Origin of the sequence: Kluyvera sp. CHPC 1.2972 (assembly GCF_036759925.1) — a bacterium.
GTDB lineage: Bacteria > Pseudomonadota > Gammaproteobacteria > Enterobacterales > Enterobacteriaceae > Kluyvera.
The window spans coordinates 41356-65744 of record NZ_JAPKIB010000003.1; the positions used below are offsets into that span (position 1 = coordinate 41356).

The 24389-nt window shown below is 54.2% G+C and carries 26 protein-coding genes and 3 tRNA genes (1 of these 29 running past the window's edge); 18 read left to right on the plus strand and 11 right to left on the minus strand.

All coding sequences use genetic code 11. From position 1 onward, the window contains the following. Positions 1 to 35: 35 nt before the first annotated feature. On the minus strand, positions 36 to 359 hold the full coding sequence (mliC, locus tag V6944_RS06170; protein WP_185666163.1) for a C-type lysozyme inhibitor: 324 nt from the start codon (positions 357 to 359) through the stop codon (positions 36 to 38). 93 nt (positions 360 to 452) lie between these two features. After that, positions 453 to 1577: an anhydro-N-acetylmuramic acid kinase gene (gene anmK, locus V6944_RS06175; RefSeq protein WP_333498291.1), complete on the minus strand. Its 1125-nt coding sequence runs from the start codon at positions 1575 to 1577 to the stop codon at positions 453 to 455. 261 nt (positions 1578 to 1838) lie between these two features. On the opposite strand from anmK, the gene slyB reads away from it, so the two are divergent. Both slyB and V6944_RS06185 read left to right on the plus strand, forming a co-directional pair. Next, entirely contained in the window at positions 1839 to 2306 is a 468-nt protein-coding gene (slyB, locus tag V6944_RS06180; RefSeq protein WP_052281529.1) for an outer membrane lipoprotein SlyB, read from the plus strand. A gap of 234 nt (positions 2307 to 2540) precedes the next feature. Next, a complete protein-coding gene (locus V6944_RS06185) occupies positions 2541 to 3899 on the plus strand; it encodes a sensor domain-containing diguanylate cyclase (RefSeq protein ID WP_333498292.1) in 1359 nt (452 codons plus the stop codon). A gap of 54 nt (positions 3900 to 3953) precedes the next feature. Here V6944_RS06185 and slyA read toward each other — a convergent pair whose 3' ends face one another. After that, positions 3954 to 4394, minus strand: coding sequence for a transcriptional regulator SlyA (gene slyA, locus V6944_RS06190; RefSeq protein ID WP_333498293.1), 441 nt, complete (start codon positions 4392 to 4394; stop codon positions 3954 to 3956). A 195-nt stretch (positions 4395 to 4589) separates the two neighbouring features. Here slyA and V6944_RS06195 point away from each other — a divergent pair, with 195 nt between their 5' ends. The 3 genes from V6944_RS06195 to V6944_RS06205 are packed head-to-tail and all read left to right on the plus strand — an operon-like array spanning position 4590 to position 7717. Then, complete coding sequence (locus V6944_RS06195) at positions 4590 to 4826, plus strand: DUF1656 domain-containing protein (RefSeq protein WP_333498294.1); 237 nt, start codon at positions 4590 to 4592, stop codon at positions 4824 to 4826. A 9-nt stretch (positions 4827 to 4835) separates the two neighbouring features. Further along, a complete protein-coding gene (locus V6944_RS06200) occupies positions 4836 to 5696 on the plus strand; it encodes an HlyD family secretion protein (protein ID WP_333498295.1) in 861 nt (286 codons plus the stop codon). Then, positions 5693 to 7717, plus strand: coding sequence for an FUSC family protein (locus tag V6944_RS06205; protein WP_333498296.1), 2025 nt, complete (start codon positions 5693 to 5695; stop codon positions 7715 to 7717). The genes V6944_RS06200 and V6944_RS06205 overlap by 4 nt, the downstream gene beginning before the upstream one ends. Positions 7718 to 7758: 41 nt before the next feature. Here the strand turns inward: V6944_RS06205 and V6944_RS06210 are convergent, their stop codons facing one another. Both V6944_RS06210 and V6944_RS06215 read right to left on the minus strand, forming a co-directional pair. Further along, positions 7759 to 8655 (minus strand): aldo/keto reductase, encoded by an 897-nt coding sequence (locus V6944_RS06210; RefSeq protein ID WP_333498297.1) that lies wholly within the window; start codon positions 8653 to 8655, stop codon positions 7759 to 7761. Positions 8656 to 8705: 50 nt separating this feature from the next. After that, positions 8706 to 8945: a DUF1289 domain-containing protein gene (locus V6944_RS06215; protein ID WP_333498298.1), complete on the minus strand. Its 240-nt coding sequence runs from the start codon at positions 8943 to 8945 to the stop codon at positions 8706 to 8708. A 142-nt stretch (positions 8946 to 9087) separates the two neighbouring features. Here V6944_RS06215 and V6944_RS06220 point away from each other — a divergent pair, with 142 nt between their 5' ends. The 4 genes from V6944_RS06220 to rnt all read left to right on the plus strand — a co-directional run bounded on the left by V6944_RS06220 (position 9088) and on the right by rnt (position 12073). Next, positions 9088 to 9684, plus strand: coding sequence for a TetR/AcrR family transcriptional regulator (locus tag V6944_RS06220; RefSeq protein WP_333498299.1), 597 nt, complete (start codon positions 9088 to 9090; stop codon positions 9682 to 9684). A gap of 55 nt (positions 9685 to 9739) precedes the next feature. Then, positions 9740 to 10837 (plus strand): alkene reductase, encoded by a 1098-nt coding sequence (locus V6944_RS06225; RefSeq protein ID WP_333010932.1) that lies wholly within the window; start codon positions 9740 to 9742, stop codon positions 10835 to 10837. Positions 10838 to 10913: 76 nt separating this feature from the next. Further along, positions 10914 to 11321, plus strand: coding sequence for a lactoylglutathione lyase (gene gloA, locus V6944_RS06230; RefSeq protein WP_333498300.1), 408 nt, complete (start codon positions 10914 to 10916; stop codon positions 11319 to 11321). A gap of 104 nt (positions 11322 to 11425) precedes the next feature. Continuing rightward, positions 11426 to 12073, plus strand: a complete 648-nt coding sequence (rnt, locus tag V6944_RS06235) for a ribonuclease T (RefSeq protein ID WP_333498301.1) — start codon at positions 11426 to 11428, stop codon at positions 12071 to 12073. A 65-nt stretch (positions 12074 to 12138) separates the two neighbouring features. On the opposite strand, the gene V6944_RS06240 is transcribed toward rnt, so the two are convergent. Beyond that, on the minus strand, positions 12139 to 12483 hold the full coding sequence (locus V6944_RS06240; protein WP_035896299.1) for a Grx4 family monothiol glutaredoxin: 345 nt from the start codon (positions 12481 to 12483) through the stop codon (positions 12139 to 12141). Between the two features lie 343 nt (positions 12484 to 12826). Between V6944_RS06240 and V6944_RS06245 the strand changes: the two genes are divergently transcribed. Together V6944_RS06245 and sodB are read left to right on the plus strand one after the other, a co-directional pair. Beyond that, a complete protein-coding gene (locus V6944_RS06245; RefSeq protein WP_333498302.1) occupies positions 12827 to 13648 on the plus strand; it encodes a C40 family peptidase in 822 nt (273 codons plus the stop codon). Between the two features lie 123 nt (positions 13649 to 13771). Continuing rightward, positions 13772 to 14353, plus strand: a complete 582-nt coding sequence (sodB, locus tag V6944_RS06250; protein WP_185666148.1) for a superoxide dismutase [Fe] — start codon at positions 13772 to 13774, stop codon at positions 14351 to 14353. Between the two features lie 80 nt (positions 14354 to 14433). Here sodB and V6944_RS06255 read toward each other — a convergent pair whose 3' ends face one another. Both V6944_RS06255 and cydH read right to left on the minus strand, forming a co-directional pair. Beyond that, a complete protein-coding gene (locus V6944_RS06255) occupies positions 14434 to 15600 on the minus strand; it encodes an MFS transporter (RefSeq protein ID WP_185666147.1) in 1167 nt (388 codons plus the stop codon). Between the two features lie 160 nt (positions 15601 to 15760). Next, positions 15761 to 15850, minus strand: coding sequence for a cytochrome bd-I oxidase subunit CydH (gene cydH / locus V6944_RS06260; protein WP_185666146.1), 90 nt, complete (start codon positions 15848 to 15850; stop codon positions 15761 to 15763). Positions 15851 to 16144: 294 nt separating this feature from the next. On the opposite strand from cydH, the gene purR reads away from it, so the two are divergent. Next, a complete protein-coding gene (gene purR / locus V6944_RS06265; RefSeq protein ID WP_333496470.1) occupies positions 16145 to 17170 on the plus strand; it encodes an HTH-type transcriptional repressor PurR in 1026 nt (341 codons plus the stop codon). Positions 17171 to 17188: 18 nt separating this feature from the next. Here purR and punR read toward each other — a convergent pair whose 3' ends face one another. Next, complete coding sequence (gene punR / locus V6944_RS06270; RefSeq protein ID WP_333498303.1) at positions 17189 to 18100, minus strand: DNA-binding transcriptional activator PunR; 912 nt, start codon at positions 18098 to 18100, stop codon at positions 17189 to 17191. Positions 18101 to 18213: 113 nt separating this feature from the next. Between punR and punC the strand changes: the two genes are divergently transcribed. Next, positions 18214 to 19407 (plus strand): purine nucleoside transporter PunC, encoded by a 1194-nt coding sequence (gene punC / locus V6944_RS06275; protein ID WP_333498304.1) that lies wholly within the window; start codon positions 18214 to 18216, stop codon positions 19405 to 19407. Positions 19408 to 19704: 297 nt separating this feature from the next. Then, entirely contained in the window at positions 19705 to 20853 is a 1149-nt protein-coding gene (gene cfa / locus V6944_RS06280; RefSeq protein ID WP_333498305.1) for a cyclopropane fatty acyl phospholipid synthase, read from the plus strand. Between the two features lie 42 nt (positions 20854 to 20895). On the opposite strand, the gene V6944_RS06285 is transcribed toward cfa, so the two are convergent. Continuing rightward, entirely contained in the window at positions 20896 to 21534 is a 639-nt protein-coding gene (locus tag V6944_RS06285) for a riboflavin synthase subunit alpha (RefSeq protein WP_333498306.1), read from the minus strand. 251 nt (positions 21535 to 21785) lie between these two features. On the opposite strand from V6944_RS06285, the gene mdtK reads away from it, so the two are divergent. After that, positions 21786 to 23159, plus strand: a complete 1374-nt coding sequence (mdtK, locus tag V6944_RS06290; RefSeq protein ID WP_333496466.1) for an MdtK family multidrug efflux MATE transporter — start codon at positions 21786 to 21788, stop codon at positions 23157 to 23159. A gap of 98 nt (positions 23160 to 23257) precedes the next feature. On the opposite strand, the gene zinT is transcribed toward mdtK, so the two are convergent. Further along, positions 23258 to 23905 carry a metal-binding protein ZinT gene (gene zinT, locus V6944_RS06295; protein ID WP_442910721.1) on the minus strand — a complete coding sequence of 216 codons (648 nt, stop codon included), beginning with the start codon at positions 23903 to 23905 and terminating at the stop codon, positions 23258 to 23260. Positions 23906 to 24172: 267 nt separating this feature from the next. Between zinT and V6944_RS06300 the strand changes: the two genes are divergently transcribed. The 3 genes from V6944_RS06300 to V6944_RS06310 form a co-directional block, all read left to right on the plus strand. Then, positions 24173 to 24249: transfer RNA gene (locus V6944_RS06300), tRNA-Val, on the plus strand. 5 nt (positions 24250 to 24254) lie between these two features. Continuing rightward, positions 24255 to 24331 (plus strand) — tRNA-Val (locus tag V6944_RS06305). A gap of 4 nt (positions 24332 to 24335) precedes the next feature. Next, positions 24336 to 24389 (plus strand) — tRNA-Val (locus tag V6944_RS06310) (it continues 123 nt past the right edge of the window).

Genomic DNA, 24389 nt, shown 5'->3' on the forward strand with positions numbered 1-24389 from the left:
GGGTGGCGTTATTGTGCGCCGCCCGCCTGAAAATCTCAACGCTTGGGGTTTTGTAACTGGCAGTTATTCAACACGATGTGGTCGCGTTTGTAGACGGTTGCTTCGTTACCTTTAGACCAGAACACGTAGATCCCGTCGGTATAACGAGCGCCCGACGCGGAGATACCCTGCTGGAGATTCAGCTGCTGGTTGTCATAGATAAAGTTCACCTGCTGACGCTGATTGTTGAGATGCACGGTCAGCGGTTTTTCCTCACACTGGTATTCCAGCGTGTCGGTCTGCATGCGTTCCATAAACTGATTGTACGCGCTGCAGCCAGCGAGCATAAAAGGGAGAACAGCAATAAGTAGCTTTTTCATTGTTTTGGGCCTTCCGACATTCCTGGTCAAGGAGCGATTGTCACACTCCCGTTCAAGTTAAGTCTACCGGCCCACTGTAAAAGAAGATGTCAGTTAACTCTGATTATGCTGCGGATTTGCTGGATAAATAGCCCCTAGCACGGTCGCCGCCGAAGCTCCGGTCACCGACGGTAGATTTCCTGGCAGCCCTGCGACGGTTCGCCAGGCAAGCCAGGCAAATGCCAACGCTTCCATATCGTCGCCGCTGATCCCGTAAGCATCGGTGCTCGCCACTTCCGTTCCGGCAAGCAGACCGGCCAGACGCGCCATCACTAATGGATTACGGCTGCCGCCGCCGCAGACCAGCAGACGTTCGCATCCGCCGCTCAACATCACCTGTTCACTGATGGTCACGGCGGTCAGTTCAGTCAGCGTCGCCTGGACGTCCTGCGGACGCAGGCCCGGGTAGCGCGCCAGGAACTGCGCCAGCCAGCCGTAGTTAAAGTACTCGCGTCCCGTGCTTTTTGGTGCAGGTGCCGAGAAGTACGGGTCGCTCAGCATATCCTGCAACATCGGCAGGATAACCTTACCTTCGCTCGCCCACTCGGCATCTTTGTCGTAAGGCTTGCCGAGGCTGCGCCAGATCCATGCGTCCATCAGCATATTACCCGGGCCGGTATCAAAACCGCGCACCGGCATGCCGGGAACGAGTAAAGAGAGGTTGGCAATGCCGCCGATGTTAAGGATCATCCGACGTTCGTCAGGATGCGCCAGTAGCGCCTGGTGGAAAGCAGGCACCAGCGGCGCGCCCTGCCCACCTAGCGCCATGTCGCGGCGGCGGAAATCGCCCACCACGCTCACGCCGGTGCGGGCGGCGATAATGTTGTTATCGCCAATCTGCATCGTGTGCGGTGCCGCGCCCGTCGGCTCATGCCAGACCGTTTGTCCGTGGCAGCCGATAGCGACGATATCGTGCGCCTCAAGATGCTCCTGAGACATTAGCGCTATTACTGCTTCAGCAAACAGATTCCCCAGCCGATTGTCGAGCTGACCAAGCTGTGAAAGCGTCAGCGCCTGCCCCTGGCAGATGGCCAGCACGGCCTCTTTTAGCACTACCGGTATTGGCCAGGTGAGGCTGGCAAGCTGGGCTACGCGGCTTTCATCAATAGCCGCGAGCACGACGTCCACGCCGTCAAGACTGGTTCCTGACATCACGCCAATATATCGCCCGGATTTCATACGCCGTCCTTAGTCATCTTTGCAAAGTCAACACTGAATCATAAAGTGACACTTAATGCTATTAACTAATAATACTTTTTAACAATATACCGATCATTGACCCGCATGGTAGTTTCCCTTGCGTTTAACGTTGGTTAAGCCGTCATGGATTATTCTTTTAATAATAAATGCGGAATATATGACCGCTCGAATCAAATACCATATAATTGTTTAGTACGGATGCTCACAAGAGCGATTCTGAGTGAACTGGAGATTCATATAATGATGTTACGCGTATTGGCTGTTTCAATGATTGGTTTATCCCTGGCCGGATGTGTCAGCAACAGCGGGTTGTCAGGCGATGTTTACTCGGCATCCGAAGCGAAACAGGTCCAGAATGTGACCTACGGTACCATCGTCCACGTGCGTCCTGTCCAGATTCAGGGCGGCGATGATAGCAACGTGATCGGCGCGATTGGTGGTGCAGTTCTGGGTGGCTTCCTGGGTAACACTATCGGTGGCGGCACCGGTCGTTCCCTGGCAACTGCGGCAGGTGCCGTGGCAGGTGGCGTAGCAGGTCAAGGCGTTCAGGGTGCGATGAACAAAACTCAAGGCGTTGAGCTGGAAATTCGCAAGGATGACGGCAACACCATCATGGTGGTACAGAAACAGGGTGATACCCGCTTCTCTGCTGGTCAGCGTGTGGTTATGGCGAGCAACGGCAGCCAGGTTACCGTTTCCCCGCGTTAAGCCCCACTTCGCGTACGTGGCCGCTACGGCCACGTACCTTTCCATCACTCAGTATTATTTCTAATACTTTTTTTCAGATAATCATTTAATTCATGCCATGAATACATAAACGACATTTAGCTTATGTATTATTTGCGCGTGGACAATATTTCCTGACAGTTTATCTATTACACTCCCTGCGTATAGGGCTGGATGCCCATTGCATGCCCGGCGTTGCGTACACAGGACACATATATGCTGCTAAAATTTCCGCTACAGCGCTTTTTGATTTATCTGACCATCACCCTTATTGGCACACTTGTTCTGAATCATTTTTCGAACGCAGTTATCCGAAACGTTCCTGCCATTTCGCCAATATTGTTCCCAACGCTGACGATTTTTCTCATGGTTTTCCACACCATGATCGCCGTGTTTATGATCATGAAGTATTTGTGTGATAAACGTCGTCTCTACCTTATGCCCATCGCCTGCGCCTTTGCCAGCTCCGCACTATTGATGCTGGGAACGCTGAATAGTTACCCAGACTGGTTCCTATGCGGTGGCGTAAATGTCACGAATTATAATGATGCCCTGATCTTTTACGTATTCCGTAATATATTAATGGCACTACTATTTATGACCGCTGTCATTCTCTACGCATTTAAACAACGTGAGATGCACACCCGCAAAATCCATTTTTTCATTCTTAGCGCTATCGTTATTTTCTGCGCATTCATTATGGAATTAGCGTGGCTATATTCCAGTAACGATCCATTACTCAGCGTTGCCTTTATTGATAATCTTACCTTTATATATACTGAAATCTGGAAAGAGATTATTAGCTGGATATTGTTTGGTCTTTGGGTGATAACGCTTTTAACCATTCTGATTACAACGCAACTGCGCAATATATTCTGGTACAGCGGGGCCTTCTTCTGCGCCTGCTATATCTTCACGCTGTTTGTCCTGATGACCGGCCAGGATACCGCCAGCTACAGCTGGTATCAGGCGCGTCTGTTCGAAACGATCTCGACCCTGTTCCTTATCTTTGTCTTGTTTTGCGATGTGTTCACACTCTATCGCCAATCCAATGCGAAGTACCATGACTCGTACCAGAACTCCATCCGCGACCCGTTAACGCGACTGTACAATCGCAGCTATTTCTACGACTCGTTCACCGCGCTGCTACCCACCATTGCTAACGGCCAGCCGGTGTCGGTGATCGTCAGCGATCTGGACCACTTTAAGCGCATTAATGACAAATATGGTCACCTGCAGGGCGACAAGGTGATTCAGTTCGTGGCGAAAGTGCTGCAGGATTCGGTGCGGCAAAATGACGTTGCCGCACGTATCGGCGGCGAGGAGTTTGCCCTGCTGCTGGTCAACACCTCTCCAGAAGTGGCACGAACAATTGCCGAGCGTATTCGCCTGGCCATCAGCCAGCATGATGCCGAAAGCAGCCATGCGCAACTGCCGGAGTCTATCACTATCAGCATGGGCGTTTTCACCGCCGTCGATCTGTCGGTACCGGTAGAAGAGTGCGTCAGACGTGCGGATGAAGCGATGTACCGCGCCAAAGCGGCGGGCAGAAACCGTGTGGTAGTCTGGGAATAATCGAGATGAAAAAAACCCGCGAATATCGCGGGCTTTTTTGAATCTCAATGAGTATCAATCGCGCGATTGCAGCTCAATGATATTCTGCTCTAGTTTGCGGATGAGCGTGGTCAACATCTCCAGCTCTTCAGCGGATATCCCCGACAGGATATCACCGCGCGTGTGGCTGATGACCGCTTCCATCTCCTGGATCAGCGGTTCCGCTTTCTCAGTTAACTTAATGCGTTTAGCACGACGGTCGTTCGCACAGGTCTGGCGTGAGATCAATCCCTTCTCTTCCAGCTGATCCAGAGTACGAACTAAAGACGGCTGCTCGATGCCGATCGCTTTTGCCAGTTGGATTTGCGACTGTTCGGGCGGCAGCTGATGAATATTATGCAGCGTAACCCAGTGAGTCTGCGTGAGTTCCAGAGGTTTGAGGCGATGGTCAATCAAAGCACGCCAAATGCGCACCAACCGTGCCAGATCAGAACCTAATGGCGATTCCAATTTCATCTCCTTATAATTAGCTTGCTAAGTTATTATACTGATTTTAGAATAGTGTGCAGTATTTAAATTAGCAAAACAAATGAATTGCCACGTGCACGCAAACCAGATCCGTGAGTTACACTGTTTCAAATGATGTGATTTTATGTCAAAAGACGACATACTATCGAGCCATAACTCTTCAATTGCAAAGGATTTCTGCTTGTGAAGTCTATTTTCCACATTCCTGGAGTCCCGCTGCAAGACCTTGTGGTTGGTGCTTCTATTTATTTCCCCCCTGTATTTAAAGCCGTCCTGCTTGGCTTCCTGTTCTGGCTGATTATTCACCGTTTATTGCGCAACTGGATGTATGCCGGTGATATCTGGCACCCGCTATTAATGGATCTCTCTTTCTTTGCGCTTTCCGTGTGTTTGGCGCTGTTGATACTGGTTTGGTGGTGATGTAATCCCATGAAAAAATTAAAATACTTCTCAACGCTGCTTATCGCCGCCCTGGCCATTATCGCCTGCTGGCTGGTCTGGAATTACTACATGCAGTCGCCATGGACGCGCGACGGCAAAATCCGCGCCGAACAGGTCGATATCACCCCGCAGGTTTCCGGCAGCATTCTGACGCTTAACGTGAAGGACAATCAGTTTGTCCACGCGGGCGACGTACTGTTCCAGATAGACCCGACGCCATGGAAAATCGCGGAGATGAATGCCGACGCGAAGCTTGCGAAGGCCCAATCAGACCTCGCGCGTGCCAGCCATGAAGTGGAGCGTCGCCGAGGATTGTCGCAAAACTTTATTTCCGCCGAAGACCTCGATACCGCCAATATGACGCTGAAAGCGGCGCAGGCCAACTATGACGCCGCCAAAGCCGAACGCGAGCATGCCCGCTGGCAGTTGGCTCAAACTGACGTAAAAGCGCCGGTTGATGGCTGGGTCACTAACCTCTCAACCCGTGTCGGGAACTATGCCGCCGTCGGGCATCCGGTCTTTGCGCTGATCGATAGCCACTCCTTCTATGTCGTTGGCTACTTTGAAGAGACCAAACTGCGCCACATCCGCGAAGGTGACCGCGCCGACGTGGTGCTCTACAGTGATGACAAGAAGTTACAGGGTCACGTATCCAGCATTGGCCGTGCCATTCACGATCAGAGTCTGGCGACGGACGGCAAGCTGGTTGCCGATATCAAGCCGACCATTCCATGGGTACGCCTGGCCCAACGCGTGCCAGTACGTATTGAGTTAAACGCGCTACCTGCGGATACCGTGCTGGTTGCTGGTACCACCTGCACCGTCTCTATTGTTGGTGGGAAGCAATGACCTTACCCGCTTTAACATGGCGGTCACTGCCCTGGTTTAAAGCGACCGTACCGCAATGGCGCTACGCCATGCGCAACGCCATTGCCATGTGTCTCGCGCTGAGCATCGCCTACTGGCTCAACCTTGATGAACCATACTGGGCGATGACCTCCGCCGCGGTGGTCAGCTTTCCGACCGTTGGCGGCGTTATCAGTAAAAGCCTCGGGCGTATTGCCGGCAGTATGCTTGGCGCCTGCGCGGCGCTGCTTATCGCCGGCCATACCCTAACCGACCCCTGGTTGTTCCTGTTTGCCATGTCCGGCTGGCTGGCCTTCTGCACCTGGGCCTGCGCGATGTATACCAACAACGTCGCCTACGCCTTTCAGCTGGCGGGCTATACCTGCGCCATCATTGCCTTTCCGATCATTAATGTGGTTGATGCCACCCGACTCTGGGACATTGCTCAGGCACGCGTGTGTGAAGTGATTGTCGGTATTCTGTGCGGCGGTCTGATGATGATGATCCTGCCCAGCACCTCCGACGGCAGCGCCCTGCTGACGGCGCTTAAAAATATGCACGCCCGCCTGCTGGAGCACGCCAGCCTGCTCTGGCAACCGGTCACCACCGATGCCATCCGCACCGCGCACCAGAGCGTGATAAGCCAGATCCTGACGATGAACCTGCTGCGTATTCAGGCCTTCTGGAGCCATTATCGCCTGCGTCGACAAAACACGCTGCTCAACTATCTGCTGCATCAGCAACTCCGTCTGACCAGCGTTATCTCCAGCTTACGTCGTCTGATGCTGAACTGGCCGGATGCGCCGCAAACCATCCGCCCGGTACTGGAAGAACTGTTGCTGGCACTGGCGAAGCCTGACTGCGATGCCTATACCATCGCGCGAATTATCGCTCCGCTGGCGCCGAGCGACCCGCAGGATTATCGCCACCACGCATTCTGGCACCGTTTACGCTACTTCTGCCGACTCTATCTCACCACCAGCCACTGGCTACAGCGGCTGGAAAACGCTACCGCGGTGACCGAGTTTACCGTGCCTGCCGCCCCGGCCCTGATGCGCCATACCGACCACGCCGAAGCCGCCTGGAGCGGTATCCGTACCTTCTTCGCGCTGGTGAGCGTCGGCGCGCTAAGCATCAGCACCCAGTGGGAATCGGGCGCAGCGGCATTAACCCTGGCGGCCATTTGTTGCGTGCTCTATTCCAACGTGCCTTCCCCGTTCAGTTCGCTCACGTTGCTCATGCGAACGCTGATTCTGCTGTCGATCTTCAGCTTTGGCATCAAGTTTGGCCTGATGGTGCAAATTAGCGATCTCTGGCAGTTTATGCTGTTCCTCTTCCCCCTGCTGTTAACCATGCAATTGCTAAAACTGCAGATGCCTAAACAGGCGAGACTGTGGGGTTCGCTGATTGTCTTTATGGGATCATTTATCGCAGTGACCAATCCGCCGGTCTACAATTTTGGCGATTTCCTTAACGATAACCTGGCCAAAATCATCGGCGTTGGGCTGGCGTGGCTGGCGTTTGCCGTGCTTACCCCCGGCTCTGACGCACGCAAAAGCCGCCGTCACATTCGGGCGTTACGGCGTCACTTTGTCGATCAGCTTAGCCGCCACCCGGCAAACCGCGAGCATGAATTTGAATCGCTGGTTTATCATCATGTTAGCCAGCTCAGCAGCAGTCAGGATGAACCGGCACGTCGCTGGTTGCTGCGATGGGGCGTGGTGCTGCTGAACTGTTCGCACGTGGTCTGGCAGCTTCGCGCCTGGGAATCACGTTCTGACCCACTGTCTCAAGTGCGCGATATGTGTATTAGCCTGCTGCGGGATGTAATGAGCGAACGCGGTGTTCAACAGCGTCCGCTGGCCGCCACGCTTCAGGAGCTGCAACGAATTTGCGACACACTTGCCCACCACCATCAACCGGCTGCGCGCGAGCTGGCCTCGATTCTGTGGCGTCTGTACTGTTCGCTTTCACAGCTGGAAACGGCACCGCCGCCCGGTACGCTGACCGAACAACCGGCGTAGAAGGAAGGATGCAGGCGGTGAAACCGCCTGCATTACTGGCATTACGGAACGTCGTAACCTAATGCCGCTTTACGAATGCGGAACCATTGCTGACGCGTCATATCCAGAGATTGCGCGACAATGGCCGAGCGTACACGTTCGATTTTGCCGGAGCCAATAATCGGCAGCGGCTGTGACGGTAAACGCATCACCCACGCATACACCACCTGTTCAATGCTACCCGCGTTCAGCTCGTTCGCCACCTTCGCCAGTTCATCGCGCAGCGGCTGGAATTCGTCGTCATTAAACAGGCGACCACCGCCGAGGCAGGACCAGGCCATCGGGCGAATACGCAGTTGCTGTAGCTGATCCAGCGTGCCGTCAAGAATGGCCGGCTGGTGAATTGGCGAGATCTCAACCTGGTTGGTGGCAAGGGTAAACGGCAGACGAGACTGCAGCAGCGCAAACTGCGCTGGGGTAAAGTTGGAGACGCCGAAGTGGCGCACTTTTCCACTTTGATGCAGCGCAGTAAACGCCTGCGCCACTTCATCGGCATCCATCAAAGGATCCGGACGGTGGATCAGCAGCAGATCCAGCACGTCGGTAGCCAGGTTGCGCAGCGACTGCTCGGCGCTATGAATAATGTGGTTGCGGTCGGTAATATAGTGACCCAGCGCGTGTTCCGGCTTCGCCGTAGTCGCGATCCCGCACTTGGTGACAATTTCCATTCTTTCACGCATGTGTGGCGCCAGCTTCAGCGCTTCACCGAACGCAGCTTCACACGCGTAGCCACCGTAAATATCGGCGTGGTCAACGGTTGTCACCCCAAGATCGAGATGCTCTTCAATAAAGCTCACCAGCTGACGCGGCGTCATGTTCCAGTCCATCAGACGCCAGTAGCCCATCACGAAACGGGAAAATTCTGGCCCTTGTGGTGCCAGGGTAATACGTTGAACCATAACCACTTCCTCAACAAAAAAAGTTGGAATGAGTATACGCACTTTTGCGCTTAAAACAGTGAGGGCTGCTGAGGATCTTCAGTATTCGTCGCTTTACCCGCGCGTAATTTACGCAGCAGACGCTGGCGACAAAGCCGCAGCACCTCCTGTTTTTGCGCATCGTTCATACTTTGCCAGTTGAAGCGTTCGTCACGGCTGCGAAAACAGCCGCGGCAAAACCCGCGCTCATCCGACTGACAAATTCCCCGGCACGGACTTTGAACCGGGAAAAACTCCAGTTGCTCCGCCACGTTAGCCCCCTTTTACCTCGTCATACTTTCATTGAAGACGTTTAATCTCCGGGGCGCAACTTTTCTCCCACATTGTGCGGACGAACCAGCATTGTCAAAAATTCATTTGCATTAGACCAATCGGTCTATTACAGTGCATCGCATGAGCAAATTGATTGAACATGATACCCGTGAACACATTCTGGCTACCGGCGAGCGTCTTTGTATGCACCGGGGGTTTACCGGAATGGGACTTAGCGAACTCCTGAAGACGGCGGAAGTGCCGAAGGGGTCGTTCTATCACTATTTCCGTTCAAAAGAGGCGTTTGGCGTCGCGATGCTGGAACGGCACTTTGCCGATTATCACCAGCGCCTGGTGCAGCATTTTACCCAGGGCGCGGGCAACTACCGTGACCGCCTGCTGGACTATTACCAGCACACGCTCACCCAGTTTTGCCAGCAGGGGCTTATCAGCGGTTGTCTGACCGTGAAACTCTCTGCCGAAGTGTGCGATCTTTCCGAAGATATGCGCACGGAAATGAATAAAGGTGCCAGCCAGATTATGGTTCTGCTGGCGCAAGCGCTGGAAAATGGCCGCCGTGAAGGCTGCCTGACCTTTAGCGGCGAAGCCGAAGCCACGGCGCAGGTACTCTACTCGCTGTGGTTGGGCGCAAATCTGCAGGCGAAAATGGCCCGCAGTTCAACGCCGCTTGAAAGCGCGCTGACGCACGTCAGGAATCTGATTGCCGCGCCGGACTAATCCCGGCGTTTTTATTTCGTTAATCACTAGACGACCGGTCTACTCAGGAGTCACCATGTCGCAAGAAAAACTGTTTACCCCACTGAAAGTGGGTGCGGTTACTGCCCCGAACCGCGTGTTTATGGCCCCGCTGACGCGTCTGCGCAGCATCGTTCCGGGTGACATTCCTACCCCGCTGATGGCCGAATACTACCGCCAACGTGCCAGCTCCGGTCTTATCATCTCCGAAGCGACCCAGATTTCCGCTCAGGCGAAAGGCTACCAGGGAGCTCCTGGCCTGCACAGCCCTGAACAGATTGCCGCATGGCAGAAAATCACCGCTGGCGTTCACGCAGAAGATGGTCGAATTGCCGTTCAGCTGTGGCACACCGGGCGTATCTCCCACTCCAGCCTGCAGCCAAACGGTGAAGCACCGGTTGCCCCTTCCGCGCTGAGCGCCAATACCCGAACTTCACTGCGCGATGAGAACGGTCACGCCACTCGCGTTGACACTTCTATGCCACGTGCGCTGGAAACGGAAGAGATCCCTGGCATCGTCAACGATTTCCGTCAGGCGATCGCTAACGCCCGTGAAGCTGGCTTTGACCTGGTTGAACTGCACTCCGCGCACGGCTATCTGCTGCACCAGTTCCTGTCGCCATCCTCTAACCATCGTACCGACCAGTACGGCGGCAGCGTCGAAAATCGTGCGCGTCTGGTGCTGGAAGTGGTTGATGCTGGGATCAAAGAATGGGGCGCAGACCGTATCGGTATCCGCGTGTCACCAATTGGGACTTTCCAGAACGTCGACAACGGCCCGAACGAAGAAGCGGATGCGCTCTACTTAATTGAAGAGCTGGGTAAACGCGGTATCGCCTACCTGCACATGTCTGAACCAGACTGGGCCGGTGGTCAGCCATACAGCGAAGCCTTCCGCGAAAAAGTACGTGCCCGTTTCCACGGCCCGATTATCGGTGCTGGCGCCTACACCCCGGAAAAAGCGGAAGCCCTGATTGAGAAAGGCTTAATTGATGCCGTGGCTTTTGGTCGCGACTACATCGCCAACCCGGATCTGGTCGCTCGTCTGCAGCATAAAGCCGAACTGAACCCGCAGCGTCCGGAAAGTTTCTATGGCGGCGGCGCGGAAGGTTACACCGACTACCCTGCTCTGTAATCCCACGTTGATTGATAGCGGCGGCCTTCCGCCGCTATACTAGCCAGATTATTCATAAGTAAGGACGAGGGATAACATGCGTTTACTGCATACCATGCTGCGCGTCGGCGACCTGCAACGCTCCATTGATTTCTACACCAAAGTGCTGGGCATGAAGCTGCTGCGCACCAGCGAAAACACCGAATATAAATACTCTCTGGCTTTCGTCGGCTACGGCGAAGAGAGCGATGAAGCGGTGATTGAGCTGACCTACAACTGGGGCGTGGATAACTATGAGCTGGGCACCGCCTACGGCCATATCGCCCTGAGCGTGGACAACGCCGCAGAAGCCTGTGACCGCATTCGCCAGAACGGCGGCAACGTCACTCGTGAAGCAGGCCCGGTTAAAGGCGGCACCACGGTGATCGCGTTTGTTGAAGACCCGGACGGCTATAAAATCGAACTGATCGAAGAGAAAGATGCCGGCAAAGGCCTTGGCAACTAACTCCTCCACGGGTGCCTAAGGCGCCCGTTTTTTTACCCCGCCTTTCCAAGCCGCGGCAAAATTTGCCATAATGCGCGCTACTTTTTCTAAGTGAAGAGATTCTGATGTCCGACAATGTGCAACTTAATGGTCTATGCGACCGTTTTCGTGGGTTTTATCCGGTAGTGATTGATGTGGAAACTGCGGGATTCAATGCCAAAACGGATGCCCTGCTCGAAATAGCGGCAATTACGTTGAAAATGGATGAGCAAGGCTGGCTGATGCCGGACACGACGTTGCATTTCCACGTTGAACCTTTTGAAGGCGCTAACCTCGAGCCGGAAGCGCTGGCGTTCAACGGTATCGACCCGAACAACCCGCTGCGCGGCGCGGTCAGCGAGTACGACGCGCTGCATGCCATCTTTAAGATGGTGCGCAAGGGCATGAAAGACAGCGACTGCAATCGCGCCATTATGGTGGCGCATAACGCCACCTTCGACCACAGCTTTATGATGGCTGCCGCCGATCGCGCTTCGCTCAAACGTAACCCGTTCCACCCGTTCGTGACCTTCGACACCGCCGCACTGAGCGGGCTAGCACTGGGGCAAACCGTGCTGTCAAAAGCCTGTACCGCGGCGGGCATGGATTTCGACAGCAGCCAGGCGCACTCGGCGCTGTACGACACCGAACAGACTGCCATTCTGTTCTGCGAAATCGTCAACCGCTGGAAACGTCTCGGCGGCTGGCCGCTGCCGATAGCGGCCGAAGAATAGCAGCATAAAAAAAGCGACCTGAAGGTCGCTTTTTTGCTTCTGTGCCCGCTATCCGGGCGAACCGATTATTCTGCTTTCGGTTCTTCAGCGTATTTCGCCGCGGTCTCTTTAATCAGAGGCTGCAGCTCACCGCGCTGATACATTTCAATGATGATGTCGCAGCCGCCAACCAGTTCGCCGTCAACCCACAGTTGTGGGAAAGTCGGCCAGTTCGCATATTTCGGCAGTTCGGCGCGGATGTCCGGGTTCTGCAGGATGTCGACATAAGCAAAGCGCTCACCGCAGGCAGACAGTGCCTGAACGGCCTGGGCAGAGAAACCGCAGCTAGGCAGTTTCGGGGAACCTTTCATGTACAGCAGGATTGGGTTCTCAGCGATCTGGCGCTGAATTTTTTCAATTGTCTCGCTCATTATCTTGCTTCCTCAAACTTCTTTTTACGGCAGTAGTCTGACATTGTAACGTTTCAGAGCCTGAACAGAAAATAACATTTTGTTCACGCATTACTATTTTATCGTCTGAACCGTTAAGTTGCTTTATAAATATGAGTTTATCGGCAGCAGCGGAAAAATCTTGCTCATTTTTTGACTCATGATGTATCAAATGATGTTTTTTTTTGCAGTTGCTAACGAAACAGGGTTTTAGACATAAAAACACTATTAACAATTCGTGTTTTTATGGATTAGAATCGTTGGGTTTTGTAAACCATACCCAGGCAAGGACATTTAGCCTGCATCTTACTCAGAGGGTTGTTCAGTGGCGCAGATAAAAAAATGGTCGTTCACGCTCTGTGCATTGCTGTTTACATCGTTATCCTTCACGCCGTTGGCGCATGCTACAGGGCATGCCAAAACCCCAACGGCGCAAAAGTCGCTTCCTGTAAAAAGCAGTGAACGCAAGAAAAAGAACGCGGACAATAAATCTAACACTAAGAAAAAATCCACTCCGGTTGCCGCTAAGAAGAAAACCACGCCAGCCGTAGCGAAAAAAGTTGCTCCAGCCTCCAGCAAATCGAAAACAGCCTCCGCTAAAACCCACGCGAAAAGCAGCGCGGTCAAAACCGCCAACGTCACCACGACCTGTAAAGTTCGCAAAGGGTACAAGAAACGCTGTACCACCGCTCCTGTAGAAACCCAACCCACGACCATCGCCGCCGCGCACAAAGTTCGCGTGCAGAAAGTACAGAAAACCGCGATGAATAAGCTGATGGGTCAGTTAGGCAAGCCGTATCGCTGGGGTGGCAACTCCCCACGCACCGGCTTCGACTGCAGCGGTTTGGTCTATTACGCTTATAAAGATCTGGTCAACATCCGCATTCCACGTACTGCCAACGAAATGTATCACCTGCGCGATGCGCGTCCGGTTGAACGTGGCGAACTGGAAAGCGGCGATCTGGTATTCTTCCGCACCCAGGGCCGCGGTACAGCCGATCACGTTGGCGTGTACGTCGGGAACGGCAAATTTATTCAGTCCCCGCGTACCGGTCAGGACATCCAGATAACCTCGCTGAGCGAAGATTACTGGGTCCGCCACTATGTCGGCGCCCGTCGCGTTGTAACACCAAAGACAATTCGTTAATCACTTACCCCGTTTGTTAATAAACGGGGTAAGCTTATCTTTTATCTCACCTTTTAATTTGCTACTCTATCCCTACTCAGTACATGGTTATTGAGTGTACAAATATAATAAAGGAGAGTAGCAATGTCGTTCGAATTACCTGCATTACCGTATGCCAAAGACGCTCTTGTTCCACACATTTCCGTGGAAACGCTGGAGTATCATTACGGCAAACACCACCAGACCTACGTCACCAACCTGAACAACCTGATCAAAGGTACGGCGTTTGAAGGCAAAACGCTGGAAGAGATCGTCCGTACCTCTGAAGGCGGCGTGTTCAACAACGCAGCGCAGGTCTGGAACCACACCTTCTATTGGAACTGCCTGGCACCTAACGCCGGTGGCGAACCAACCGGTGCCGTCGCTGATGCGATCGCTAAATCCTTTGGCTCCTTCGCTGAATTCAAAGCACAGTTCACCGACGCCGCAGTGAAAAACTTCGGCGCAGGCTGGACCTGGCTTGTGAAGAAGGCGGATGGTTCCCTGGCTATCGTTTCAACGTCTAACGCGGCAACCCCGTTGACCACCGACGCGAAGCCACTGCTGACCGTTGACGTGTGGGAACACGCTTACTACATCGACTACCGCAATGCGCGTCCAAACTATCTGGAGCACTTCTGGGCTCTGGTGAACTGGGCGTTTGTGGCTGAGAATCTGGCAGCGTAAGCAAAAAATAACCCGGCATCGCCACGCTCCGCCGGGTTATCTCGTATCACGCAGAAGGTCTCCCTTCTGCGTTTTTGTTTTTATTGGCTGGCCAGCGCCTCTTCACCGCGTGAACGACCGCTCAGGAATACCACCAGCAGCGCCAGCGCGGCAACAATCGCCCCCATCACCGGTACAAAGCTGTAACCCAGACCACCGGAGATCACTGCTCCGCCCGCGACCGCCCCCAGTGCGTTACCCAGATTGAACGCCCCGATATTCACCGAGGAAGAAAGACCCGGTGCTTCGTGAGCCACGCGCATCACGCGCATTTGCAGCGGTGGCACCACCGCGAAGGTTGCCGCACCCCACACCACCATACTGAAGGCCGCGCCTACCTGCGTTTGCGCAAGGAACGGAATCGCCAGCATAATTGCCATCAGCAGCAACAGGAAGCCTTTCAGCGTACCGCTCACCGAACGGTCAGCAAATTTGCCGCCGAGGTAGTTACCGATGGAGAAGCCCACGCCAATCAGCACCAGCATCAGCGTAATAAACGCTGGCGTGGCGTGAGTTATCGTACGCAACACCGGTGAAATATAGGTATAGAGCGTAAACATCGCCCCTGCGCCCAGTACAGTGGTCAGCAGCGCCGACAGCACCTGCGGACGTACCAGCACCGACAACTCGCGCTTCACGTCCGGCTTTTCACCCGCCCCGCCCTTCGGCAGAGAGAACCACAGCCCCAGAATAGCAATAATGCCGAGGCCTGCCGTTGCCAGGAATGACATCCGCCAGCCGATGGTTTCGCCAAGCCAGGTTGCCGCTGGAACGCCACCAATATTGGCAATCGTCAACCCCATAAACATGGTCGCCACGGCGCTGGCCTGTTTATGCTTCGGTACCACGCTGGCGGCAACAACGGAACCGAGGCCGAAGAATGCACCGTGGTTAAGGCTGGTGATAATGCGCGACAGCATCAGCGTGGTGTAGTCCGGCGCCATCGCCGACAGTACGTTGCCGAGGGTAAAAATCGCCATCAGGAAGATCAAGGCGTTACGGCGAGCACGATGTGAAAGGAGCAGCGTCATCAGCGGTGCGCCAACCATCACCCCTACGGCATAGGCGCTAATGAGCATCCCGGCAGCGGGAATGGAGACGTCTACGCCCTTAGCGATGACCGGCAGGAGCCCCATTGGCGAGAATTCGGTGGTCCCGATGCCAAAGGCCCCAATGGCTAACGCCAGTAAGGGAAAGTTAATTTTCATGCAAATGCTCCGGTTGGCCGCACGACAGACGCGGCATGTCGATAATGGGCAAAAGCATGACATCAATCACATAAAAACAGAAGTGTACAAAACAGCAAAAGATTATTGCTAAACGGGTAACAATCAGACAGGAGGGAGCGGACGCCCCCTCGCAGAGGAATTAATGCAGTACAGCAGTCAAACTTGCGGCAACAATCAGCGCAAGGGTAATGACGGTGGTGGTGAGTGACATCTTAAGTTCGGTACTCATCAACTTTTCTCCTTTTTATCGCTACAGCAAAACTGTGCTAACGCATTTTTGCACAGTATTGCGCAAAAATCTTCACAGATTTAGCAGGATGTTGGTTTTTACTCTTCCACTTTGCGTCAGGATAAGTCAAAATTCGACGCTTATTTATAAGCGTACCGGCCATTGACCCCCTCCTGTCGTCCTGTATCGTTTTCCCGGCGAATCGCAATCCACAAAATTGCGTCAGGGTGTGTGAAGGCAAACGTTTTCCTTTCGATTTTATCAGGGGCAGGCCAGGGTCTGGAGTGAGATGGAATGGCAACTATTAAAGATGTAGCGAAGCGCGCAAACGTTTCCACTACAACCGTATCACATGTAATTAACAAAACGCGTTTTGTCGCCGAGGAGACGCGTGAAGCCGTCTGGGCGGCGATCAAAGAGTTGCACTACTCTCCGAGCGCCGTTGCCCGTAGCCTGAAGGTGAACCACACCAAATCGATTGGTTTGCTAGCGACCAGCAGCGAAGCGGCCTACTTTGCCGAAATTATCGAAGCCGTTGAGAAAAACTGCTTTGAGAAGGGCTATACCCTGATTCTGGGCAACGCCTGGAACAACCTGGAAAAACAGCGCGCCTACCTGTCGATGATGGCGCAAAAGCGCGTGGATGGCCTGCTGGTCATGTGTTCCGAGTATCCGGAATCCCTACTGACGATGCTCGAAGAGTACCGTCACATCCCGATGGTGGTGATGGACTGGGGCGAGGCTAAAGCGGACTTCACCGACTCGGTCATCGATAACGCCTTTGAAGGCGGCTATACCGCAGGCCGTTACCTGATTGAGCGCGGTCATCGCGATATCGGCGTGATCCCAGGTCCACTGGAGCGTAACACCGGCGCGGGTCGTCTGGCGGGCTTTATGAAAGCGATGGAAGAAGCGCACATCAACGTCCCGAAGAACTGGATTGTACAGGGTGACTTTGAGCCTGAATCCGGTTATCGCGCAATGCAGCAGATCCTGTCGCAGCAGCCGCGCCCTACTGCTATCTTCTGCGGTGGCGACATCATGGCGATGGGCGCACTGTGCGCCGCAGATGAAATGGGTCTTCGCGTGCCGCAGGACATTTCGCTGATTGGTTATGATAACGTGCGCAACTCCCGTTTCTTCACCCCGGCGTTGACGACGATTCACCAGCCGAAAGATTCGCTCGGTGAAACGGCGTTTAACATGCTGATGGACCGTATCGTTAGCAAACGCGAGACCTCGCAGTCGATTGAGGTGCATCCGCGTCTTATCGAACGTCGTTCCGTGGCCGACGGTCCGTTCCGCGACTACCGCCGCTAAGCATTACCCACGGACACCCTACTCGGGTGTCCGCAGCCACTCTTCATTTAGCGTCTCGCTATCCCCCAGATATTCCAGCAGCCAGCTTAATGCCGGCGATGCTTCGCTTTGCTGCCAGGTCAGGCAACAGGCGGCATCCGGGAACGGGTTTTCAAGCTGTAGCGCCACCCACTCCCCATTTTCCAACCACGGTTGCGCCAGATGCCCCGGTACCATCGCCGCGCATAGTCCCGCCGAGATACAGGTTTCCGATGAAGCCCAGTCCGGCACCACCACACGCTTCTGGTTATCGAGTAGCCAGGTCGTCCGCTTCGGCAGCGAACGCGAAGTATCTTCGCGCACCAGCGACGGCCAGTTGCGCAACACATCATCGCTGAGCGGGCCCTCCATCTGCGCCAACGGATGGATACTCGCCACCACGCAGTGCCAGTTGAGCATCCCCATATCACGAAACGCGAAGCGGCCACCGACCGGAATCGCCTGAGTGGCACCAATCGCCAGCTCCACGCGGCCATCGGCCAATGCATCCCAGACGCCATTAAACACTTCCTGATAAACAATCAGCTCCACGTCGCTAAAGTGGCGATAGAAATCGACAATCAGCTGCCGGGTTCGCTGCGGTTTCACGATATTATCGACGGCAATCGCCAACTGCCCTCGCCAGCCGTTAGCAATTTTCTGGCACTGTTGGCGAGTGATCTGCATTTTTTTGATAACAGACCGCCCCTCCTTCAAAAACCATACGCCAGCGGGAGTAAGTTCAACGTCGCGATGGCGCCGTTCGAACAGGGGAACAGCCAGCCACTCTTCCAGCTGGCGTACCGTATAGCTCACCGCAGAAGGCACGCGGTGCAGTTCCTGCGCGGCGGCACTAAAACTACCGTTACGTGCCACCGCATCAACCACTTCCAGTGAATATTCAGACCACATTTTCTGCCTGCAAAATTTTTGAATGCATGACGCAAATATTAGCGTTTCACAAGCCGTTATGCACTCTCTACACTCAGCGGCATCGTTTATTCATGATAAAAAGGGCGAAATTAATGCAACCTGGGAAAGGATTTTTAGTCTGGCTCGCGGGGCTGAGCGTATTGGGTTTTCTGGCTACCGATATGTATCTCCCCGCCTTTGCTGCCATTCAGGAAGACCTGCAAACGCCGGCATCAGCCGTCAGCGCGAGTCTTAGCCTGTTTCTGGCCGGTTTTGCCGTCGCGCAGCTCCTCTGGGGGCCGCTGTCAGACCGCTATGGTCGTAAGCCGATTCTGCTGTCCGGGTTAACCATTTTCGCTATTGGCTGCATTGGCATGCTGTGGGTGCGCGATGGTACCACGCTGCTGGTCCTGCGTTTTGTACAGGCCGTCGGCGTCTGCGCCGCGGCGGTGACCTGGCAGGCAATGGTCACCGACTACTATCCAGCTCAGCGCACCAACCGCATTTTTGCCACTATCATGCCGCTGGTTGGCCTCTCTCCGGCACTCGCCCCGCTGCTGGGTAGCTGGCTGCTGGCGCACTTTGACTGGCAGGCCATCTTCGCAACCCTGTTTATCATCACCCTGGTGCTGATGCTCCCGGCGTTCCGCCTCAAGCCTGCGCACAAAAAAAATGCCACCAGCGAAGAAAAGCTGACCTTTATGCGCCTGCTGCGCAGTAAAGACTATCGCGGCAACGTGCTGATTTACGCCGCCTGCTCGGCGAGCTTCTTCGCCTGGCTGACCGGTTCACCGTTCATCCTGCATGAGATGGGCTACAGCCCGACGGTAATTGGCCTGAGCTATGTGCCGCAAACCATCGCCTTCCTGATTGGCGGCTACGGCTGTCGCGCCGCGCTGCAAAAATGGCGTGGTGCCCAGATGCTGCCGTGGCTGCTGGTTATTTACGCGCTGAGCGTGGTGGGTACCTGGGCCGTGGGTCTGGCAGAAAACGCCTCGTTGACCGCCCTGCTGATTCCGTTCTGCGTGATGGCTATTGCCAACGGCGCGATTTATCCGATCGTCGTCGCTCAGACGCTGAAGCCCTTCCCGCAGGCGACGGGCCGTGCTGCTGCATTACAAAACACCCTGCAGTTAGGACTCTGTTTCCTGGCAAGCCTTGCGGTATCCACGCTGATTGCCACGCCGCTGCTGACCACCACCAGCGTGATGCTGGTGACCGTGCTGCTCGCAGGCGTTGGCTACTGGATGCAGTTAGCCGCTCGTCGTGCTGAACGTGAAATGGAACACGCCACTTCCCACGCCTAAACATCACTCAGATCAATATCTCAGGAAATGATTAGGGCGCTAAGATTTTTAGTTGAATCAACAAACTTAGCGTCCTATACTGGATCCGCATCACATAAATAATATAGATTGAACTTATTAAGCGGGGGCAGGATAGCTTCCCGTTGAACCATGGATTGGTTTTCGGCAAGGGATTCTTCCCTTCCTCTGTGCTACGTCGGATAGCAGGCTCACGAATTTCGTGAGATTTCTCACAAACCCAAAAAAAGCGTCTACGCTGTTTTAAGGTTCTGATCATCAGGTCGGGATGGAGAAGCTATGAGCTCATCGTGTATAGAAGAAGTTAGTGTACCGGATGACGACTGGTATCGTATTGTCAGCGAGCTGCTAGGCCGCGCAGGCATTGAAGTAAACGGCAATGCTCCCTGCGATATACAAGTCAGAAATCCTCGGTTGTTTAAACGTGTTTTACAAGAAGGTTCGCTGGGCCTTGGCGAAAGTTATATGGACGGTTGGTGGGAATGCGATCGTCTGGATATCTTCTTCGACAAGGTGCTGCGCGCCGGATTAGAAACGCAACTCCCTCACAATATTAAAGACACGCTTCGCATTGCCGGCGCGCGTCTGTTTAATCTGCAAAGCCGTCGTCGTGCCTGGCAGGTCGGTAAAGAACATTACGACCTGGGTAACGATCTCTTCAGCCGCATGCTCGACCCCTATATGCAATACTCCTGCGGTTACTGGAAAGATGCCCAGACGCTGGAAGACGCGCAGCAGGCTAAGCTAGACCTTATCTGTCAGAAACTACAGTTAAAACCTGGAATGCGCGTGCTGGACATCGGCTGTGGCTGGGGTGGTCTGGCGGCGTTTATGGCCAAAAACTACGGCGTCACCGTCAAGGGCGTGACCATTTCAGCGGAACAGCAAAAAATGGCCCAGGCCCGCTGCGAGGGGCTGGACGTCGAGATACTGCTGCAGGATTACCGCGACCTTAACGACCAGTTTGACCGTATTGTTTCCGTCGGGATGTTCGAGCACGTTGGTCCGAAAAACTATGACACCTATTTTTCCGTCGTCGACAAAAATCTGAAACCCGACGGACTGTTTTTACTGCACACTATCGGCTCGAAGAAAACAGACAATAATGTCGATCCCTGGATCAACAAATACATCTTTCCGAATGGCTGTTTACCCTCAGTACGCCAGATTGCGCACGCCAGCGAACCTCATTTTGTGATGGAAGACTGGCACAACTTTGGCGCTGACTACGATACGACGTTGATGGCATGGCATGAACGCTTCCTCGAATGCTGGCCGGAAATCGCGGACAACTATTCTGAACGATTCAAACGCATGTTTAGCTACTATCTCAATGCCTGCGCGGGTGCTTTCCGCGCGCGAGATATTCAGCTCTGGCAGGTGATGTTCTCACGCGGCGTCGAGAGCGGTTTACGCGTCGCCCGCTAAAAACAAAAAAGCCCGGAGCAAAATGCCCGGGCTTTTTTATGCTTATTCCGCTGCAGCCTGCTGCGCTGCCGCTTCTTTTGCCGCCATCACGCGCTCAACGGTGTCCACTACCGCCTGCGTTTGCGGGTCGATTTCGATGTTCACGCGGTCGCCCAGGCGTTTTTTGCCAAGCGTGGTGCGCTCCAGCGTTTCCGGGATCAGGTGAACGCAGAAACGCGTAGCCGTCACTTCACCCACCGTCAGGCTGATACCGTCGATACCGATGAAACCTTTATACAGGACATACTTCATCAGCGTTGGGTCCTGGATTTTAAACCAGATCTGCTTATTGTTTTCGGAGGTCAGGATTTTAGACACTTCCGCCGTGGTCATAATATGACCCGACATTAAATGACCGCCAATCTCATCGCTGAACTTCGCCGCACGCTCAACGTTGACCAGGTCGCCCTCTTTCACCTCACCCAGATTGGTAATGCGCAGCGTCTCTTTCATCAGATCAAAACTGATCTGGTCGCCGTTAATTTCCGTGACCGTTAAGCAGCAGCCGTTGTGTGCAACCGATGCGCCCGTCTCAAGGCCAGCCAGCATGTGTTCCGGCAGCGCCACAACGTGGGTACGGAAGTTCGGTTTCTCATCAATGGACACGATTTTTGCCGTGCCCTGCACAATACCAGTGAACATGCAGTTAACTCCTGTTGATAATCATTACGGTACGTCTACCGATTCGTCTGCTACGCACAATAGCAGTTGAGAAAACAGGTTGCTACCTTCCCCGGCGCTCCACCTATTTTTTGACTAGATTAAAAGCAAATCCTCGCTACAATAATGGAGAAAATCCTCTATTTATTCTTCTTGCTGCCGGTTAAGGCGGCTTTTCTGTCTCCCGTACCCGGCGTACGGCGAGAATAAATAACAACAATACAGGTGTTCACGTGCAGAAGTACTTTAGTGAAGCGCGTCAGTTATTAGCGCTGGCTATCCCGGTTATCCTCGCGCAGGTTGCTCAAACCTCGATGGGCTTTGTCGACACGGTTATGGCGGGTGGCTACAGCGCCACCGACATGGCCGCCGTAGCCATCGGTACCTCTATCTGGCTGCCGGCGATCCTCTTTGGTCACGGCTTACTTCTGGCCCTCACTCCGGTGATTGCCCAGCTCAACGGCTCCGGTCGCCGCGACCGTATCGCACAGCAGGTTCGTCAGGGGTTCTGGCTGGCCGGACTCGTCTCCGTATTAATTATGGTCGTGCTATGGAACGCGGGGTATATCATCCGCTCAATGCATAACATCGACCCGGCGCTGGCGGATAAAGCGGTCGGCTACCTGCGCGCCCTGTTATGGGGGGCGCCGGGCTACCTGTGCTTCCAGGTGGCGCGTAACCAGTGTGAAGGGCTGGCGAAAACCAAGCCCGGCATGGTGATGGGCTTTATCGGCCTGCTGGTTAACATTCCGGTCAACTACATCTTTATTTACGGCCACTTCGGTATGCCAGAACTTGGTGGCGTGGGCTGCGGCGTCGCCACCGCCTCGGTCTACTGGGTGATGTTCTTCAGCATGTTCTACTACGTCCGCCATGCGGGTTCGATGCGAGACATCCGTAATAAAGAACGTTTTGCTCGCCCGGATACGGCCATCCTGAAACGTCTGGTTTCTCTGGGATTACCCATCGCGCTGGCGCTGTTCTTTGAAGTCACGCTGTTCGCCGTGGTGGCGCTGCTGGTCTCTCCGCTGGGGATCGTTGACGTTGCTGGACACCAGATTGCACTGAACTTTAGCTCGCTGATGTTCGTACTGCCAATGTCGTTGGCGGCAGCGGTGACCATCCGCGTGGGCTTCCGTCTTGGGCAGGGTTCTACGCCGGATGCGCAGGTTTCCGCGCGTACCGGGCTCGGCGTCGGCGTGTGCATGGCGATGTGTACGGCCATTTTTACCACCCTGATGCGTACGCACATCGCGCTGCTGTACAACGATAATCCGGAAGTGGTGACGCTTGCCGCCCAATTGATGTTGCTGGCGGCGCTGTATCAGATTTCTGACTCGGTGCAGGTTATCGGCAGCGGTATTCTGCGCGGTTATAAAGATACCCGCTCGATCTTCTTTATTACCTTTATCGCCTACTGGGTGCTGGGGCTTCCGTGCGGCTACGTGCTGGCGCTGACCGATATCGTGGTTCCGCGAATGGGTCCGGCGGGCTTCTGGTGGGGCTTTATTATTGGTCTGACGTCGGCGGCGGTGCTGATGATGCTGAGAATGCGTTTCCTGCAGCGTCAACCGGATGTGGTGATTCTTCAGCGCGCCTCGCGTTAATCATCCCGGCGACGTTTCGCCTGGCCGGGCTACACCTCAAACGTAGCCCGGACGAGGTGCAACGCACCGACTCCGGGAAGGCCCCGGAGTCGATTTACTTAGTGATGCAGCATCTCATCAACCACCTGTTTTTTGGTCAACTGATACGGATAATAGGTCGGCCAGTTATCCATTTCTGCCAACAGCGCGTCCTGAGACTGGTTTCCCATAAAAATGTGGAAATGGCTGGACTTACGCGGGCCAATAATATGGTCGCTGAACTGGACGAACTTCGGCGCAGCGCTGTTAGCATCCTGACATTCAAACAGATAGCGCACGCCCTTCTTGCCGGAGGTATAGGTCAGAATTTTGTGCCCCGCGTAGCGGTACTGGCATGAGCTCACCTTGTCGCCCGTATGAAACTCCATCGTACCGTTTTCGATGCCAATCATATTCACATCGGTGGCATAGCCTTTGCGGTAATACTCTTTAATCTGGGCAAACGTTTTGCGCTTATCTTTATCGGCTTTCTGCTGGAAAACCGGATCCAGGTCACCGGACAGCAGCAGGCCGTTCACCGACTCCCACATGCCCTCCCAGTCCTTCAGGTCGCGATCTTTGACGTCGCTGTCGTTGAATATGCCCTCGGCTGCTTTTTGCTCCACTGCGGTTAACGGCTGCCCGTGATCGTGATGACCATGGGCGAATGCCTGCCCAGCCATCACCAGCGCACCTACAGCCAGCGTCACTTTACCCAGAAGTTTCATGATTATTTATCCTTATCTGATGCGAGAAAATGAGATGTTATATTATAACAATTCATATCTCAACCACACAGACCGTCCTGATTTTCCCTCGCCTCCATGCGAGCGCTGGGTAAATAAAATGCTGCGAGATCAACGGATTTTCGCCAGGCACGCTAAAACGCGCGCAATATGGGCAAAAGTTCTCCAGTCGGGTGAAATCACACATTTTCCGCTTGCCACCGACCGCCGCTGCCGCTAATATTCGTCCCCGTTGCCGCAAGCAACAATGCGTCTGTAGCTCAGTTGGTTAGAGCACCACCTTGACATGGTGGGGGTCGATGGTTCGAGTCCATTCAGACGCACCATTAATGCGTTTATAGCTCAGTTGGTTAGAGCACCACCTTGACATGGTGGGGGTCGTTGGTTCGAGTCCAATTAAACGCACCATTATGCGTCTGTAGCTCAGTTGGTTAGAGCACCACCTTGACATGGTGGGGGTCGATGG

Coding starts and splice junctions, on each gene's coding strand:
- mliC (WP_185666163.1), bottom strand. CDS start 359: ATGAAAAAGCTACTTATTGCTGTTCTCCCTTTTATGCTCGCTGGCTGC.
- anmK (WP_333498291.1), bottom strand. CDS start 1,577: ATGAAATCCGGGCGATATATTGGCGTGATGTCAGGAACCAGTCTTGAC.
- slyB (WP_052281529.1), top strand. CDS start 1,839: ATGATGTTACGCGTATTGGCTGTTTCAATGATTGGTTTATCCCTGGCC.
- V6944_RS06185 (WP_333498292.1), top strand. CDS start 2,541: ATGCTGCTAAAATTTCCGCTACAGCGCTTTTTGATTTATCTGACCATC.
- slyA (WP_333498293.1), bottom strand. CDS start 4,394: ATGAAATTGGAATCGCCATTAGGTTCTGATCTGGCACGGTTGGTGCGC.
- V6944_RS06200 (WP_333498295.1), top strand. CDS start 4,836: ATGAAAAAATTAAAATACTTCTCAACGCTGCTTATCGCCGCCCTGGCC.
- V6944_RS06205 (WP_333498296.1), top strand. CDS start 5,693: ATGACCTTACCCGCTTTAACATGGCGGTCACTGCCCTGGTTTAAAGCG.
- V6944_RS06210 (WP_333498297.1), bottom strand. CDS start 8,655: ATGGTTCAACGTATTACCCTGGCACCACAAGGGCCAGAATTTTCCCGT.
- V6944_RS06220 (WP_333498299.1), top strand. CDS start 9,088: ATGAGCAAATTGATTGAACATGATACCCGTGAACACATTCTGGCTACC.
- V6944_RS06225 (WP_333010932.1), top strand. CDS start 9,740: ATGTCGCAAGAAAAACTGTTTACCCCACTGAAAGTGGGTGCGGTTACT.
- gloA (WP_333498300.1), top strand. CDS start 10,914: ATGCGTTTACTGCATACCATGCTGCGCGTCGGCGACCTGCAACGCTCC.
- rnt (WP_333498301.1), top strand. CDS start 11,426: ATGTCCGACAATGTGCAACTTAATGGTCTATGCGACCGTTTTCGTGGG.
- V6944_RS06240 (WP_035896299.1), bottom strand. CDS start 12,483: ATGAGCGAGACAATTGAAAAAATTCAGCGCCAGATCGCTGAGAACCCA.
- sodB (WP_185666148.1), top strand. CDS start 13,772: ATGTCGTTCGAATTACCTGCATTACCGTATGCCAAAGACGCTCTTGTT.
- V6944_RS06255 (WP_185666147.1), bottom strand. CDS start 15,600: ATGAAAATTAACTTTCCCTTACTGGCGTTAGCCATTGGGGCCTTTGGC.
- cydH (WP_185666146.1), bottom strand. CDS start 15,850: ATGAGTACCGAACTTAAGATGTCACTCACCACCACCGTCATTACCCTT.
- purR (WP_333496470.1), top strand. CDS start 16,145: ATGGCAACTATTAAAGATGTAGCGAAGCGCGCAAACGTTTCCACTACA.
- punR (WP_333498303.1), bottom strand. CDS start 18,100: ATGTGGTCTGAATATTCACTGGAAGTGGTTGATGCGGTGGCACGTAAC.
- punC (WP_333498304.1), top strand. CDS start 18,214: ATGCAACCTGGGAAAGGATTTTTAGTCTGGCTCGCGGGGCTGAGCGTA.
- cfa (WP_333498305.1), top strand. CDS start 19,705: ATGAGCTCATCGTGTATAGAAGAAGTTAGTGTACCGGATGACGACTGG.
- V6944_RS06285 (WP_333498306.1), bottom strand. CDS start 21,534: ATGTTCACTGGTATTGTGCAGGGCACGGCAAAAATCGTGTCCATTGAT.
- zinT (WP_442910721.1), bottom strand. CDS start 23,905: ATGAAACTTCTGGGTAAAGTGACGCTGGCTGTAGGTGCGCTGGTGATG.